Origin of the sequence: Aeromonas sp. FDAARGOS 1410 (assembly GCF_019048745.1) — a bacterium.
GTDB classification, from domain to species: Bacteria; Pseudomonadota; Gammaproteobacteria; order Enterobacterales; family Aeromonadaceae; genus Aeromonas; species Aeromonas jandaei.
In genome coordinates this window covers 4,262,037-4,277,139 of sequence record NZ_CP077401.1, presented here as the reverse complement: position 1 = coordinate 4,277,139, position 15,103 = coordinate 4,262,037, and the positions used below count along the sequence as shown (strand labels likewise).

Annotated in this window: 12 protein-coding genes; 8 read left to right on the top strand and 4 right to left on the bottom strand. The window is 59.7% G+C overall.

What is annotated here, in order from left to right:
- Positions 1-19: 19 nt before the first annotated feature.
- Positions 20-2,209 (bottom strand): 4-alpha-glucanotransferase, encoded by a 2,190-nt coding sequence (gene malQ / locus I6L40_RS19820; protein ID WP_216994760.1) that lies wholly within the window; start codon positions 2,207-2,209, stop codon positions 20-22.
- 347 nt (positions 2,210-2,556) lie between these two features.
- Here malQ and gap point away from each other — a divergent pair, with 347 nt between their 5' ends.
- Both gap and I6L40_RS19810 read left to right on the top strand, forming a co-directional pair.
- Positions 2,557-3,552 (top strand): type I glyceraldehyde-3-phosphate dehydrogenase, encoded by a 996-nt coding sequence (gap, locus tag I6L40_RS19815; protein WP_033113224.1) that lies wholly within the window; start codon positions 2,557-2,559, stop codon positions 3,550-3,552.
- 85 nt (positions 3,553-3,637) lie between these two features.
- The gene (locus tag I6L40_RS19810; RefSeq protein ID WP_216994759.1) at positions 3,638-4,504 is read left to right on the top strand and encodes a D-hexose-6-phosphate mutarotase; all 867 of its coding nucleotides are present in this window, start codon (positions 3,638-3,640) and stop codon (positions 4,502-4,504) included.
- A 70-nt stretch (positions 4,505-4,574) separates the two neighbouring features.
- Here the strand turns inward: I6L40_RS19810 and nadA are convergent, their stop codons facing one another.
- Positions 4,575-5,648, bottom strand: a complete 1,074-nt coding sequence (nadA, locus tag I6L40_RS19805; protein WP_216994758.1) for a quinolinate synthase NadA — start codon at positions 5,646-5,648, stop codon at positions 4,575-4,577.
- 142 nt (positions 5,649-5,790) lie between these two features.
- On the opposite strand from nadA, the gene I6L40_RS19800 reads away from it, so the two are divergent.
- Positions 5,791-7,896, top strand: coding sequence for a methyl-accepting chemotaxis protein (locus I6L40_RS19800; RefSeq protein ID WP_071912691.1), 2,106 nt, complete (start codon positions 5,791-5,793; stop codon positions 7,894-7,896).
- A 56-nt stretch (positions 7,897-7,952) separates the two neighbouring features.
- On the opposite strand, the gene I6L40_RS19795 is transcribed toward I6L40_RS19800, so the two are convergent.
- Positions 7,953-8,408: an NfeD family protein gene (locus tag I6L40_RS19795; protein ID WP_216994757.1), complete on the bottom strand. Its 456-nt coding sequence runs from the start codon at positions 8,406-8,408 to the stop codon at positions 7,953-7,955.
- On the bottom strand, positions 8,405-9,325 hold the full coding sequence (locus I6L40_RS19790) for an SPFH domain-containing protein (protein WP_041210247.1): 921 nt from the start codon (positions 9,323-9,325) through the stop codon (positions 8,405-8,407). Before I6L40_RS19790 ends, I6L40_RS19795 begins: the two co-directional genes overlap by 4 nt.
- A gap of 198 nt (positions 9,326-9,523) precedes the next feature.
- Between I6L40_RS19790 and cysG the strand changes: the two genes are divergently transcribed.
- The 5 genes from cysG to I6L40_RS19765 all read left to right on the top strand — a co-directional run bounded on the left by cysG (position 9,524) and on the right by I6L40_RS19765 (position 15,056).
- Positions 9,524-10,969: a siroheme synthase CysG gene (cysG, locus tag I6L40_RS19785; protein WP_216994756.1), complete on the top strand. Its 1,446-nt coding sequence runs from the start codon at positions 9,524-9,526 to the stop codon at positions 10,967-10,969.
- A 95-nt stretch (positions 10,970-11,064) separates the two neighbouring features.
- Positions 11,065-11,973: a sulfate adenylyltransferase subunit CysD gene (cysD, locus tag I6L40_RS19780; RefSeq protein ID WP_185228297.1), complete on the top strand. Its 909-nt coding sequence runs from the start codon at positions 11,065-11,067 to the stop codon at positions 11,971-11,973.
- 12 nt (positions 11,974-11,985) lie between these two features.
- On the top strand, positions 11,986-13,413 hold the full coding sequence (cysN, locus tag I6L40_RS19775; protein ID WP_216994755.1) for a sulfate adenylyltransferase subunit CysN: 1,428 nt from the start codon (positions 11,986-11,988) through the stop codon (positions 13,411-13,413).
- A gap of 259 nt (positions 13,414-13,672) precedes the next feature.
- Positions 13,673-14,263 (top strand): adenylyl-sulfate kinase, encoded by a 591-nt coding sequence (gene cysC / locus I6L40_RS19770; RefSeq protein ID WP_071912698.1) that lies wholly within the window; start codon positions 13,673-13,675, stop codon positions 14,261-14,263.
- Between the two features lie 457 nt (positions 14,264-14,720).
- The gene (locus I6L40_RS19765) at positions 14,721-15,056 is read left to right on the top strand and encodes a multidrug efflux SMR transporter (RefSeq protein ID WP_082044051.1); all 336 of its coding nucleotides are present in this window, start codon (positions 14,721-14,723) and stop codon (positions 15,054-15,056) included.
- Positions 15,057-15,103 lie beyond the last annotated feature (47 nt).

Here is a 15,103-nt window from a genome sequence, read left to right as displayed (position 1 = left end):
GGCTGTAGCGGACAACCGCTCAACGACTGGCCTCATCACGGGCGCGGCTCATCTTGCCGGCCAGTGCCTTGAGTGCCTCATTGGCAAAAATATCTTCCAGGTCGGCGGAGAGCTTGCGGCGCCAGTTGGGGTATTCGTAACTGGTGCCCGGTACGTTGACCGGCTTGTCCATCTCCAGCCAGTCTTCCAGCTGGGTACTGAACAGGGCGCAGCTACCACGGGACATGTGGATCTGCAGACCGTGGTTGAGTTCGGTATTCATACCGACCCAGTTCACGTCATGGCTGATGCTCTCGGGGATAACACCGTGGCCATGCAGGCTGTCGAGGATCCGCTGTTTGGCCTGGTGGCGATCAGCATACAGACTCTTCAGCACATCTTCATCTGGATACAAACCCAGTTGACGACCCAGCGCCAGATCATCGCAGTGCCAGAAGCCCTTGAGGGTTGGCATGTCGTGAGTGGTCAGGGCAGACATCGCCTGCTCGGCATAGTGAGCCGGGGAGATGAAGCCGCCATCGGCCTTGGAGCGCTCGAAGAAGAACACCTTGTAGGAGTGAACGCCGTTTTCCTTCAGGGTCACGTCGATCCCCTCCGGCACGGTACCCAGATCTTCGCCGATCAGCAGGCACTGGTTACGGTGGGATTCGAGGGCCAGGATGCCCAGCAGATCGTTGACCGGATAGTAGATGTAGGCGCCCTTGGCGGCAGACTCTCCGGGCGGTACCCACCACAGGCGCAGCAGCGCCATCACGTGGTCGATACGCAGTGCGCCGCAGGAGCGCATGTTGGCACGGAACAAGTCCACCATCGGCTGGTAGGCCGCTTCGAACAGCTTGTTCGGGTTCATCGGGGGCAGGCCCCAGTTCTGACCGAGCGGGCCGAGGATATCGGGCGGCGCACCGACCGAGGCTTTCGGGCAGTAGAGATCCTGGTTGGCCCAGATCTCGGTGGAGCCTTCGGAGACGCCCACCGCCAGATCGCGGTAGATCCCCATCACCATGCCGGCAGCCTTGGCGCGGGCATCGGCTTGCGCCAGCTGCTCGTCGGCCAGGAATTGCAGGTAGAGGTAGAAGTTCACATCCTGCTGGTGTTCGGCCATCCACTTGGCAACGGCGGGATTATGGTAGTCGCGGAACTGCTCCGGCCATACCGGCCAGCCCCAGGCATTCTCGCCCTTGCCATAGAAATAGGCTTGCAGGGCATCGAAAGCAGCCTGCTGTTGCAGGCTGTCGCCACCGGCGGCGACGAAGGCATCGAAGGCGGCCTGACGCTCGGCGCTCAGGGTGGCGTCGTCGAACACTTGACGCAGCATGCCAATCTTGGTTTCGATGACGCCGGTGTAATCGACGTTCTCTTTGGCGCGCAGATCGGCCAGATGCTGCTGGAAGGCGGGACTCGCCACGTCAGCTTTCAGGCGCGCATTGCTCTGGAATTCGGGCACCGCTTCCACATTGATGTAGGCCACGTTGAGCCAGCGACGGGAAGAGGGGCTGTAGGGACTGGCGCTCTCCGGGTTGGCCGGATAGAGGGCGTGGATGGGGTTGAGGCCGACGAAGTGGGCACCCCAGTCGGCCGCTTTCTCGACCAGCTGGCCGAGATCGCTGAAATCGCCGATACCCCAGTTGTGGCGGCTGCGCAGGCAGTAGAGCTGCACGCTCGGGCCCCACACCTTGCGACCATTGGCGATAGGCGCCTGCTTGTAGCACGCCTTGGGTGCAACGATGAGGCGCATGGTGGCCAGCGGCTCGTCGTTGCCATCTTCCAGCAACACCAGCTCGTGATAACCCAGTTCAGGGGCCATCTCCAGTGTCACGCGGTAGGCCTGGCACTCCATCTCTTCAAATTCGGCCACACCGACCAGCTCGCCCTCGATGGGGGTGAACTGGCCGGAGAGCTCGCCGCCCTGCTCCAGCTTGAGCTGCCAGGTGAGGGCGTCATTGACGAATTCGATGGGGAGGCGGACTTCGAGCGTGACGGCGTCACCGGTGCGAACCACCATGACGGGATCCAGCGCCCGCAGCCAGTGCTGGCGATGTTCCTCTTCCAGCTGCTGCATCAGGGCTGCTTCGTCATCGACGCGATAGCCCATGGCGCCCAGCATGGCAGCCTTGCTCTCTTCGGATACCTGAGCCGGCTGGCCCCAGGCATCGACATACTCGCTGGCAATGCCTTTTGCGGCAGCCAGCTGTTCAATCAGGGTGGTCATAGTTTGAGAATTCCCGCTGTGGATTCTATCTATACTATTTTGTTTGATTTTTATGGGGTGGTACTTGAACAGTGGCTCTATGGGCCATGCTAAACCGCGCACATTTTTACATATCCATCATCACGGTTGTGTGACGTGGCAGGCACTATTGTCGATCTCCGGGCGATGCAACAACTGACCTCTTTTTCGACAAAACGTGGTAATCAGTTACATAAACAGAAAATAAATTTCACAGTTTTTCATGATATAGCGCAATTTCAGACAGAATGTTGGTTGACTCACCAGAGAGTTCTAGTAAATTTACAAGCGGAATTTTCTTTGACTACTGAACAGTTAGGTAACTAAATATGACTATCAAAGTAGGTATTAACGGTTTTGGCCGTATCGGTCGTTTCGTATTCCGTCTGGCTTGCGAGCGTTCTGACATCGAAGTTGTTGGTATCAACGACCTGATCGATGTTGACTACATGGCTTACATGCTGAAGTACGACTCTACCCACGGTCGTTTCAAGGGTACCGTTGAAGTTAAAGACGGCAACCTGGTTGTAAACGGCAAAACCGTACGTGTTACCGCTGAGCGTGACCCGGCCAACCTGCGTTGGAACGAAATCGGTGTTGACGTTGTTGCCGAAGCTACCGGTCTGTTCCTGACCGACGAGACTGCTCGCAAGCACATCGCTGCCGGTGCCAAGAAAGTTGTTCTGACTGGCCCGTCCAAAGACGCGACCCCGATGTTCGTAATGGGCGTTAACCACGCTACCTATGCTGGCCAGGACATCGTTTCCAACGCTTCCTGCACCACCAACTGCCTGGCTCCGATCGCTAAAGTACTGAACGACACCTTCGGTATCGAATCCGGTCTGATGACCACCGTTCACGCTACCACTGCTACCCAGAAGACCGTTGATGGTCCGTCTGCCAAAGACTGGCGCGGTGGCCGCGGCGCGGCTCAGAACATCATCCCGTCCTCTACCGGTGCTGCCAAGGCTGTTGGCGTAGTTATCCCGGAACTGAAAGGCCTGCTGACCGGTATGGCTTTCCGTGTTCCGACTCCGGACGTGTCTGTTGTTGACCTGACCGTTAACCTGAAGAAAGCTGCCACCTACGCAGAAATCTGCGAAGCGATGAAAGCTGCTTCCGAAGGCTCCATGAAGGGCGTTCTGGGCTACACCGAAGACGAAGTTGTATCTACCGACTTCCTGGGTGAGCGTCAGACCTCCGTATTCGACGCCAAAGCTGGTATCCAGCTGACTGACAAGTTCGTTAAAGTTGTATCCTGGTACGACAACGAAATGGGCTACTCCAGCAAAGTTCTGGACCTGATCGCTCACATCACCAAGTAATTTGGGATGCGCAATCGCGTAGCTTGAAAAAGGCGGCCATGGGCCGCCTTTTTGTTTTCCGGTTTCCCTGATGACAGGAGTCCTCATGCAATCCATTCGTCCCCTGACAGCCAGCTGCCAGCTCGCCAACAATGCAGCCGGCCTGCCCGTTCTCACCGTCAACAACGACTATGCCAAGGCCGAGATCAGCCTGTTCGGTGGCCATGTGCTCACCTATCAGCGCCATGGCGAGCCAGCCTCCATCTGGTTGAGCGACAAGGCGGTGCTGGATGGCAGCAAGCCGATCCGTGGCGGTATTCCGCTTTGCTGGCCCTGGTTTGGCCCGGCGCCGGCCCGTGTCGGTAGCGGCAAACCCTCCCACGGTTTTGCCCGCACCACCCTCTGGATGCTGGACGGGGTCTCCGACCATGCCGACGGCACGCTCGTCCATCTCTCTCTGCGCGACAGCGATGCCACCCGAGCCCTGTGGGATCACGCCTTCGAGCTGGAGCTGGATGTGCTGGTCGGCAAGGAGCTCTCGCTGGTGCTGACCACTCGCAATACCGGTAGCCAGCCACTGGTCTATAGCGGGGCGCTACACACCTATTTGCAGATCAGCGCACCGGAGGCGGTGAGCGTCACCGGCCTTGGCGAGCTTTATGCCGACAAGCTGACCGGTCTGAATGGCCAGCAGCGGGGGGCGTTGACCCTGAACGGGCCGCTGGATCGGGTCTACTGGCAGCCTGAGGCGCTGGTACGCGTACAGGATGGCGATCGCGAGATCCGGGTGGTAAGTGGCAACCATGACAGCACAGTGGTCTGGACCCCCTGGCTGGAAGGGGCTACCGCCATGGCTGACATGAGCGATGATGGCTATCGCACCATGCTCTGTGTCGAAGCCGCCATTGCCGGCGACGCGGGGGTGACCGTCGCGCCGGATGAAGAGCACAGCTTCTCTACCGTGATCATCTGAGCAGGATGAGGTTCAGCTAAATAAAGAGGGCTCCCGCGGGAGCCCTCTTTGCATCTCGTTATTCCGGCAATCAGGCGTTGCCCTGGGTTTTCAATTTGAGTTCGGCGGCGAAATTGAGCATGCGGTCGAGCGGGATGAGGGCCTTAACCCGCAGCGCTTCATCGACATGGATCTCGTGGCGCTCGGCACCATCGGTGAGCGCTTCCTTGATCGCCACCAGACCGTTCATTGCCATCCAGGGGCAGTGGGCACAACTGCGGCAGGTGGCACCATCGCCACCGGTCGGGGCTTCCACCATCTTTTTCTCCGGACAGGCTTGCTGCATCTTGTAGAAGATGCCCCGGTCGGTCGCCACGATCAGCTTCTGCTGGGGCAGCTCTTTGGCTGCCTTGATCAGTTGGCTGGTGGAGCCGACCGCATCGGCCAGCTCGATCACCGAAGCGGGGGATTCCGGGTGCACCAGCACGGCAGCGTCCGGATTCTGCTCTTTCAGCTCGCGCAGGGCACGGGCCTTGAACTCGTCGTGGACGATGCAGTGGCCCTGCCAGCGCAGCATCTGGGCGCCGGTTTTCTTCTCGATATAGGCACCCAGATGGCGATCCGGGCCCCAGATGATCTTGTGACCCAGACTGTCGAGGTGTTCGACGATCTCGAGCGCGATGCTGGAGGTAACGACCCAGTCAGCCCGCGCTTTGACCGCAGCCGAGGTATTGGCGTAGACCACCACGGTATGATCCGGGTTGGCATCGCAAAACGCGGAGAATTGCTCGATGGGGCAGCCCAGATCAAGCGAGCATTCGGCCTCCAGCGTCGGCATCAGTACCCGCTTGTGGGGGCTCAGGATCTTGGAGGTTTCGCCCATAAAGCGCACCCCGGCGACGATCAGGGTCTGCGCCTCGTGATCGCGGCCAAAACGGGCCATCTCCAGCGAGTCACCAACAAAACCGCCAGTGGCTTCGGCCAGCGCCTGGATCTCGGGATCCGTGTAGTAGTGGGCTACCAGCACCGCCTTGCGCTCCTTGAGCAGTGCCTTGATCTCTGTCGTCAGGGCGGCTCTCAGCTCGGCACTCAGGGGCTGCGGTTTGGCCGGAAAGGGGTAGTCCATTTCGACTACCGGTGGGATACTGCTCAGTGCATTGCTCATTTGCGACTGTTCCATCAACGCTCGGGAAGGCAAAAATTATAACCAGAAGCCGGCTGCAAACCCATCAACAAATCGGGTGAGTGGCAAGTAGGGGAATATACTCAACTTATTCGTTGTTACTCTTGCCATAAGGAGTTGCCGCATGAAGCAACGTTCACTCAAGTTCAAGCTCTTGTGTCTGACCATGGGGCTCTTTCTCCTCACCGGTCTGGCCATGACCTTGCTGCAATCGGCCTCTTTCAGTTCTCTTCGTACCATGGTGATGACCCAGACCAGCGATGCGCTGGAGCAGGAGGTCTCCCACAGCCTGCAATATCAGGCTGAGCGCTATGCCATCCAGATATCCTCTCTGATGCAGAACTCCTACCAGATCCCCCTGACGGTCACTGCCCAGATTGAAGCGGCCATGGCCAAACCGGAACAGCGCTTGTCACGGCCACAGGTGGAGTCGCTGCTTGGCAGCAGCTTGCAGCAGGCGAGCGGGATCAGCTCCATCTATGCCCAATTTGAGCCGAACGGTTACGATGGCGAGGACGCCAACTGGGTGGCCGGAGCCAGCCACTCGGTGGCGGGCAAGGGGAGCCTGGAGGTTTATTTCACCAAGGGTCAGGGGGGCGCCGTTACCCAGCAGCCGATCGATGCGGCTGCCAGCGAGGCAAAGTTCGATACATCCCTCAACGAATTTGGCATCCGCAATAGCGAGTGGTATCTCTGTGGCCGCGATACCCGCCAACCCTGCCTGATGGAGCCCTACCTCTACGAGATAAGCCCGGGCAACAAGATGCTGATGACCAGTCTGACCGTGCCCGTTCTTCACGACGGCAAATTTGTCGGTCTGACCGGGGTCGACATGAACCTGCCCATCTTCCAGCAACTGGCCGAAACGCTGGGCAAGAGCCTTTATGACAACAAGGCGGATGTCACCATCGTCAGCAAGATGGGGTTGATTGTGGGCAGCAACCGCTACGCCAACAAGCTGGGTCGTCCGCTCAAGGAGGTGGGCCTAGCCCTGCCGACTGGCCAGCCGGTCAGCAGTGACAGTGACTTTATCCTCGAGCAGCCGATCCGGGTTGATGTCGCCAATGCCCAGTGGTGGCTGATGATCAAGGTGCCCAAGGCGCTGGCGCTGAGCAAGGCGCGCAGCATCAGCAGCGATCTGGGCGCCCTGCTGCAGGGTGCCCAGCAGCAGCAGGTGATGGCCATGGGAGTCATCACGCTGCTGGTGCTTGGCCTGCTGATCTGGTTTATCCAGACCATTACTGCGCCGCTGGCTCTGATCAGCCGTCATGTTTCTCACCTCTCCAGCAACGAGGGGGACCTGACCCAGAAGATAGAGATTGATACTCACGCAGAACTGATAGAGCTGGGAAGGCATCTCAACGCTTTCCTTGGCAAGCTGCGTGGCATGGTGCAGAGCAGCAAGGAGATAGGGCAGCAGGTTAACGATCAGGCCAGAGGCATGAAGCAGACCGCCAACACCATGCGCCAGAGTCTGGATGAACAGCATCTGGAGCTGGAGAGTGTGGTCAGTGCCATGCACGAGATGAGCACTACCGCGGTCAGCGTCGCAGGCTATGCCGAGCAGGCTGCCGAGGAGTCGGAGGCTGCGACCCATCACATCAACAGTGCCCAGCAGACCTTGAGCAATGCGCGGCAGGAGATCCATACCCTGGTTGAGGATATGCACGAGGCTGACAAGGCGGTGGCACTGGTGGCCCAGCGCAGCGCCAATATCAGCCGGATCCTCGATGTGATCCGGGCCATCGCCGAGCAGACCAACCTGCTGGCTCTGAACGCCGCCATCGAGGCTGCCCGCGCTGGCGACATGGGGCGCGGTTTTGCGGTGGTAGCGGACGAGGTGCGGGCACTGGCGACCAAGACAAGGGCGTCAACCGACGAGATAGGTCAGTTGATTGGTAGCTTGCAGGCCGAGGTGAACAGTAGCCAGCGCCTGATGAATACCGGCATCGAGCGCTCCAGCTCTACCGTGCAGGGAACCGAGCAGGCATTCGAGGCGCTCAATCTGGTCGTCTCCCAGATCCAGCAGATCCACGACCATATCAGCCAGGTCGCTACGGCTGCCGAACAGCAGAGCGCCGTCAGCGACGACATCAACCAGAACCTGATGCGTATTGGCGACACCGCCAACGTGATTGGTCAGGAGGCCAATGCCAGCCATCAGCTCAGCGAAACGCTGGAGCAAGCGGCAACGGCGCTGGCCAGCCAGCTGGAGCGGCTGCGTACCTGATGGTGATGCAAACAAAAGCCCGCGATATCGCGGGCTTTTTTATGGCTTGCAGGCGGTCAGGAGAGCGGTTCAACCAGCAGGATATGGGAGTCGGCTCCCACCACTCTGACTTGGGTGCCTGCCGGCAGTGGCTGGCTGCAGCGCACCGTCCAGACCGTATCATCCAGATGCACCCGGCTGGAGCCCTGCACGACATCATCGATCAGGGTCAGCTCACGGCCCAGATAGCTCTGCATCCGCTCGTTGATGGGGGCGGCGGCATCCTTTCCGGAGCGATCCCGATTGTGCTGCCAGCGCCACCAGGCCCAGGTGGTGAGCAGGGATTGCAGGGCGAACAGCAGCAGTTGTGCCTGCCAGCCGAAGGGCCAGACCAGCAGCAGCAGGCCCACCTCCAGCGCGGCGATGCCGGTCCAGAGCAGAAAACCCACCGACCCCAGCACCTCGATGGCCAGCAACACGAAGCCGAGCCCCAGCCAGTGCCAATGGGTCAGCCCCTCGAACAGGGTGATCATGACTTGCCGCCCTTGCCATCCTTGAATAGCTCGGCCATACCGGCCACGGCGCCAATCAGGCTGCCCGCTTCCAGCGGCATCATCACCACCTTGCTGTTGGGACCTTCACCGATGCGGGCCAGCGCTTCGGTATATTTCTGGGCTACGAAGTAGTTGATGGCCTGCAGATCCCCTTCGGCGATGGCCTTGGAGACCATGTGGGTCGCCTTGGCTTCTGCCTCGGCAGCCCGCTCGCGCGCTTCGGCGGCGAGGAAGGCGGCCTGACGCTCACCCTCGGCCTTGAGGATCTGGGACTGTTTCTCACCTTCCGCTTTCAGGATCTTGGACTGGCGCACCCCTTCGGCCTCCAGCACTTCGGCCCGTTTCTGGCGCTCGGCCTTCATCTGGGCGTTCATCGCTTCGACCAGTGCCAGCGGCGGGCGCACATCTTTAATTTCGATGCGGGTCACCTTGATACCCCAGGGGGCGGTGGCGGCATCCATGGTGCGCAGCAGTTTCTCGTTGATGGTGTCGCGCTGGGAGAGCATCTCGTCCAGCTCCATGGCGCCGAGCACGGTCCGCATATTGGTCATGGTGAGATTGCGTATAGCGCTGGTGAGATCGTTGACCTCGTAGCCCGCTTTGCGGGCATCCACCACCTGCACAAAGCTGATGGCGTCGATGGTGACGTTGGCGTTGTCGCGGGAGATCACCTCTTGTGCCGGGATGTCCAGCACCTGCTCCATCATGATGATCTTGTGGCCGACCCGATCCACATAGGGGATCAGCAGGTTGAGGCCCGGGGTCAGGGTGCGGGTGTAGCGGCCGAAGCGCTCGACAGTCCAGTTGAAGCCCTGTGGCACTATCTTGATGCCGGCACTCAGGGTTGCGATGACCAGAAATACAAAAATCCCTAGCACAATCAATGATTCGTTCATCATTAAGCTCCTTATGAAACACAGTCCATAGCCTAGGGTTTGCCCTTTGGCACTACAAGCGACTTTCGCTCTCTTTAGTCAGTAAATGGCTTTGCTAATTACCAAAGTGTCTTAAAAAGCATTTTTTATTATTTTGAGGGATAAGTGGCCCTGCCTATAGTCGCCCCATATTAGTCGTATTCCGAGGGATGGGTCGAAATGGATTATTTGCCGATGTTTGCCAAGTTGGACGGGCGCCCGGTGCTGCTGGTGGGCGGGGGCGAAGTGGCCCTGCGCAAGGCGCGCCTGCTGCTGGCGGCCGGTGCCCGACTGACCATCGTCTCCCCGGAGCTTGAACCGGAATTTGTGGAATTTTCCGGTCGTTTTACCCATCTTGCCGAGCGTTTCACCCCGGCCCATCTGGCAGGCCAGATCCTGGTGGTGGCGGCGACCGACAACCTCGAAGTCAACGCCCTCGTCTATCAGAGCGCCAACCAGCTGGGTCTGTTCGTCAATGTGGTGGATGATCCCAAGCGTTCCAGCTTTATCTTCCCCTCGATCATCGATCGTTCGCCGCTGATGGTGGCGGTCTCCAGCGGCGGCAAGGCGCCGGTGCTGGTGCGCTTGCTGCGCGAGCGGTTGGAGAGCCTGCTGCCGCGCCATCTTGGCGGGTTGACCGAGCTCTCCGGCCGGGTCCGTGACAAGGCCAAGCGGGTGCTCTCCTCGATTTCCGATCGTCGCCGCTTCTGGGAGCGCGCCTTTGCCTCCAACACCCTAGCCAGCCTGATTGAAAAAGAGGATTGGCAAGGTGCTGAGCAGTGGCTGAGCGATGGACTCGATCAGGCGAAAAGCGAAGTGGGCGAGGTGGTGCTGGTCGGCGCGGGCCCCGGCGATCCGGGCCTCTTGACCCTCAAGGCGCTGCAACAGATTCAACAGGCTGAAGTGGTGCTCTACGACCAGCTGGTCTCCGCCGAGATCCTCGATCTGGTGCGCCGCGACGCCACTCTGGTGTCGGTCGGCAAGAAGGCGGGCGCCCACAGCGTGCCGCAGGAGGAGACCAATCGCCTGCTGGTGGACTACGCCAAGGCGGGCAACCGGGTGGTGCGGCTGAAAGGGGGTGATCCCTTTATGTTTGGCCGTGGCGGCGAGGAGCTGGAAGTGCTGGCCGACGAAGGCATCCCCTTCTCGGTGGTGCCCGGCATCACGGCTGCCGCCGGAGCCACCGCCTATGCCGGCATTCCGCTCACCCACCGTGACTATGCCCAGAGCGCCGTCTTTATCACTGGCCACTGCCAGAAAGAGGGCAAGGAGCCCGACTGGCAGCAGCTCGCCGCCACCAGTCAGACCCTTGTCATCTACATGGGGCTGATGCGCTCCGAGCATATCCAGCAGCAGCTGGTGGATCACGGCCGAAGCCAAGCCACCCCCATCGCCATCATCGAGCGCGGCACTACATCCCGTCAGCGGGTGCTGACCGGCACGCTGGCCGACTTGGCCGAGCTGGCCAAACAGGCGGTAAGCCCGTCGCTTATCGTCATCGGCGAAGTGGTTGCCCTGCGCGAGCGGCTGGCCTGGTTTGGGGAAAAGAGCGGAGAACAGGGCGGCAAGCAGCACGCTAACCCGGATCTCGACAGCTGCGACCTCAAGCTGGTGCAGCTGGCCTGAGCGCAAAGAGATATTTGATGCGGCTGCCGGTGCGGCCGCGCACTGAACCACCCGGCGCCCCGAGCAGGCGCATAAGCAATGACCCGAGGACCAACATGGACCGTGAAAGATTGACGCACTTGCAGCAGCTGGAAGCCGAGAGCATCCATATCATCCGCGAGGTGGCTGCCGAATTTGAAAACCCGGTGATGATGTACTCCATCGGCAAGGACTCCTCCGTCATGCTGCATCTGGCCCGCAAGGCCTTCTATCCGGGCAAGATCCCGTTCCCCTTGCTCCACGTCGACACCGACTGGAAGTTCAAGGAGATGATCAAATTCCGCGACGAGACCGCCAAAAAGTACGGGCTGGATCTGATCGTCCACAAGAACCCGGAGGGGCTCGCCATGGGCATCAACCCCTTCGTGCACGGCAGCGGCAAGCACACCGACATCATGAAGACCGAGGGGCTCAAGCAGGCGCTCAACAAATATGGCTTCGACGCCGCCTTCGGTGGTGCCCGCCGCGACGAGGAGAAGTCCCGCGCCAAGGAGCGGGTCTACTCCTTCCGTGACAAGTCCCACCGCTGGGATCCGAAAAACCAGCGCCCCGAGCTGTGGCGGGTCTACAACAGCCAGGTCAACAAGGGGGAGAGCATCCGGGTGTTCCCGCTCTCCAACTGGACCGAGCTGGACATCTGGCAATACATCTATCTGGAGAACATCGACATAGTGCCGCTTTACTTCGCGGCCCATCGTCCGGTGGTGGAGCGCAACGGCATCAAGATCATGGTGGATGACGATCGCATGCCGCTCACCGCCGAGGATGAGGTGAAGCAGGAGCTGGTGCGTTTCCGCACCCTCGGCTGCTATCCGCTGACCGGGGCCATCGAATCCGCTGCCACCACCTTGCCGGAAATTATTGAAGAGATGCTGCTCACCACCTCGAGCGAGCGGCAAGGGCGGCTCATCGACCACGATCAGGCCGGCTCCATGGAGCAGAAGAAGCGTCAGGGATATTTCTAAGGAGTCGTCAGCATGAACAGCCATATTCAGACCGCCATCACCGAACAGGGCATCGAAGCCTATCTGCACGCCCAGCAGCACAAGAGTCTGCTGCGTTTTCTCACCTGCGGCAGCGTGGATGACGGCAAGAGCACCCTTATCGGTCGCCTGCTGCACGACTCCCAGCAGATTTATGAAGATCAGCTCAAAGCGCTGGAGTCCGACAGCCAGAAGCTCGGCACCACCGGCGAGAAGCTGGACCTGGCGCTGCTGGTCGACGGCCTGCAAGCGGAGCGCGAGCAGGGCATCACCATCGACGTGGCCTACCGCTATTTCTCCACCGCCAAGCGCAAATTTATCATCTCGGATACCCCGGGCCACGAGCAGTACACCCGCAACATGGCCACCGGCGCTTCCACCTGCGATCTGGCCATCATCCTGATCGACGCCCGCAAAGGCGTGCTGGATCAGACCCGTCGCCACAGCTTTATCGCGAGCCTGCTCGGTATCAAGCAGTTCGTGGTGGCGGTCAACAAGATGGATCTGGTGGAGTTCAGTCAGGAAGTATTCGAGCGCATCAGTGCCGACTACCGCGAGTTCGCCAAGAAGCTCAGCGTCGACACCATCCATATCGTGCCGGTCTCGGCGCTGGACGGTGACAACGTGGTCAATGCAAGCGACAAGCTGGCCTGGTATCAGGGGGAAACCTTGCTTGCTCTGCTGGAGTCTGCGGAAGTGGAGCGTGAGCTGGAGCGTCACCCGGTGCGCCTGCCGGTGCAGTATGTAAATCGCCCCAACCTCGATTTTCGCGGCTTCGCGGGGACCTTGGCCTCTGGCATCCTGCGGGTGGGTGACAAGCTGGCGGTGCTGCCGTCGGGCAAGGAGAGCACGGTGACCCGCATCGTCACCTTCGACGGCGATCTGGAGTACGCCCTGCCGGGTCAGGCCATCACCGTTACCTTCGCCGACGAGATCGACATCAGCCGCGGCGACCTGCTGGTGGATGCCGCCAACCGTCCGCAAGTGACCCAGAACCTGCTGGCCCATATCGTCTGGATGGGGGAGGAGTCCCTGCAACCGGGCCGGGTCTACGACGTCAAGCTGGCCACCAAGAAGAGTCGTGGTCAGGTGGAGGCGATCCGCCATCGCATCGAGATCAACAAGCTGGATGAGCTGCCCGCAAGCGAGCTCAAGCTCAACGAGATCGGCCTGTGCGAGCTGAGCCTCACCGACCCGGTGGCATTCGACCCGTATCAGGAGATCCGCGATACCGGCAGCTTTATCCTGATCGACCGGCTGAGCAACGTCACCGTCGGCGCCGGCATGATCGTAGAGGGCTTGGCCGCGAAAGCGGTGAAGGGGCACTACAGCGAGTTTGAAATCGAGCTCAACGCCTTGGTGCGCAAGCACTTCCCGCACTGGCAAGCCCTTGCCATCGGTAACGACAGCGACAAGCAATAGCGCGCTGTTCTCCCCTCCCTGCGGGAGAGAGCAGGATGATGAGCGTCCCCCGTTATTCCCACCCCTCCTGCCACTGAGGAAAAGAGGGGGTAGGGAATCGGTGTTCCCTCTCCCTTGGGAGATAGCAGGATGATGAGTGTCCTCCGTGATTCCCACCCCTCCTGCCGCTGAGGACAAAGAGGGGGCAGGGTGTGTTCCCTCTCCCTTTGGGAGAGGGTCAGGGTGAGGGGCGGGATTGCGCCGAAAAGAAGGAGTCTGGATGAATAACGTTGTGTGGCATCAGCATGCGGTGAACAAGGCCAGCCGGGCCGAGGCCAAGGGGCAGCGACCGCTGGTGATCTGGTTTACCGGGTTGTCGGGGGCGGGCAAATCGACTCTAGCGGGGGCGCTGGAGCAGGCGTTGGCCGCCGAGGGCAAGCACACCTATCTGCTCGATGGCGACAATGTGCGCCACGGTCTGTGTGGCGATCTCGGTTTCGATGATGCCGCGCGGCAGGAGAATATCCGCCGGGTCGGCGAGGTGGCAAAACTGATGGTAGATGCGGGCCTTATCGTGCTCACCGCCTTTATCTCGCCGTTTCGTGCCGAGCGGGAGCTGGTGCGCAGTCTCCTGGGCGAGGGGGAGTTTGTCGAGGTCTTTGTCGATGTGCCGCTCGCCGTCTGCGAAGAGCGCGACCCCAAGGGGCTCTACAAAAAGGCGCGGGCAGGGGAAATTCGCAACTTTACCGGTATCGACTCCGCCTATGAGGCGCCCGAGCAGCCGGAAATTCATCTGCTTAACGCCGGCAAACCGGTCGCTGCGCTGGTGGATGAGCTGCTGACCGCCCTGCGGCAGGGGAACTACCTGTAGCTGGATCGGAAGAACCTATAACAAGCTCCCTGCGGCCCTTAAGCTGGCCACCACAGGCGTTGATGGACTGGTGGTCGCCACTATAAGCAAAAGTTGGGTCATAATCGGAAAACCCATAAATCCAGCTTATAGTGGCACCGGCAAGTCTTGACCCACCCCAAGGCGGTCGATAGCAACCCCGCAAAGGGAGCTTCCGATCCCTGCTTATATCGCGGCGGGTTATTCGCGATTGTCCGAATACGCTGCGCTATTCGAACCTACGGGCTGAAGATTGGATGGGTCACATCAACGTTTTTATGGTGTTGTTGTGGGTTTGTGAGAGTCAGCATCAGCAGTTAATTGGTTTGGGCTCCAAGGGGGTCTTATTGGTGAAGGGTCGCATTAACATGTTATTGCTCACATTTTGGCTGGGGAAAATACTGTAAATAAGTAAGAAGTTAAAAGATGTAGGGGTTTTATGATGGGGATTGGCCTGCAGAGCTGGATCTATCTTATTGCGGCTGGATTGCTTGAAATAGGATGGCCAGTGGGGTTGAAAATGGCACAGGTGCCGGGGAAAACAGTTCCTGGAATATTGATTGCAGTTATATTCATGATCGCAAGTGGTGGGTTGTTGTTTCTAGCGCAACGGCAGATCCCGATCGGGACTGCGTATGCTGTTTGGACAGGTCTCGGTGCCGTAGGAACCTTTCTTATTGGAATTATGGTATATGGCGATCCAACATCGCTGCTCCGCTATTTGGGGGTTACGCTCATTTTGGCTGGTGTTATAACTCTGAAACTTGCTCATTGATACTTGGCTTAGAACCTATCCCCAAAGGGGTTGTCAGATAACAAGGG

Excerpts from the sequence above, each read along its gene's own strand:
- I6L40_RS19800 (WP_071912691.1), top strand. The coding sequence starts at position 5,791 with ATGAAGCAACGTTCACTCAAGTTCAAGCTCTTGTGTCTGACCATGGGG.
- I6L40_RS19810 (WP_216994759.1), top strand. The coding sequence starts at position 3,638 with ATGCAATCCATTCGTCCCCTGACAGCCAGCTGCCAGCTCGCCAACAAT.
- malQ (WP_216994760.1), bottom strand. The coding sequence starts at position 2,209 with ATGACCACCCTGATTGAACAGCTGGCTGCCGCAAAAGGCATTGCCAGC.
- cysD (WP_185228297.1), top strand. The coding sequence starts at position 11,065 with ATGGACCGTGAAAGATTGACGCACTTGCAGCAGCTGGAAGCCGAGAGC.
- I6L40_RS19790 (WP_041210247.1), bottom strand. The coding sequence starts at position 9,325 with ATGAACGAATCATTGATTGTGCTAGGGATTTTTGTATTTCTGGTCATC.
- cysC (WP_071912698.1), top strand. The coding sequence starts at position 13,673 with ATGAATAACGTTGTGTGGCATCAGCATGCGGTGAACAAGGCCAGCCGG.
- gap (WP_033113224.1), top strand. The coding sequence starts at position 2,557 with ATGACTATCAAAGTAGGTATTAACGGTTTTGGCCGTATCGGTCGTTTC.
- nadA (WP_216994758.1), bottom strand. The coding sequence starts at position 5,648 with ATGAGCAATGCACTGAGCAGTATCCCACCGGTAGTCGAAATGGACTAC.
- I6L40_RS19795 (WP_216994757.1), bottom strand. The coding sequence starts at position 8,408 with ATGATCACCCTGTTCGAGGGGCTGACCCATTGGCACTGGCTGGGGCTC.
- cysG (WP_216994756.1), top strand. The coding sequence starts at position 9,524 with ATGGATTATTTGCCGATGTTTGCCAAGTTGGACGGGCGCCCGGTGCTG.
- I6L40_RS19765 (WP_082044051.1), top strand. The coding sequence starts at position 14,721 with ATGATGGGGATTGGCCTGCAGAGCTGGATCTATCTTATTGCGGCTGGA.
- cysN (WP_216994755.1), top strand. The coding sequence starts at position 11,986 with ATGAACAGCCATATTCAGACCGCCATCACCGAACAGGGCATCGAAGCC.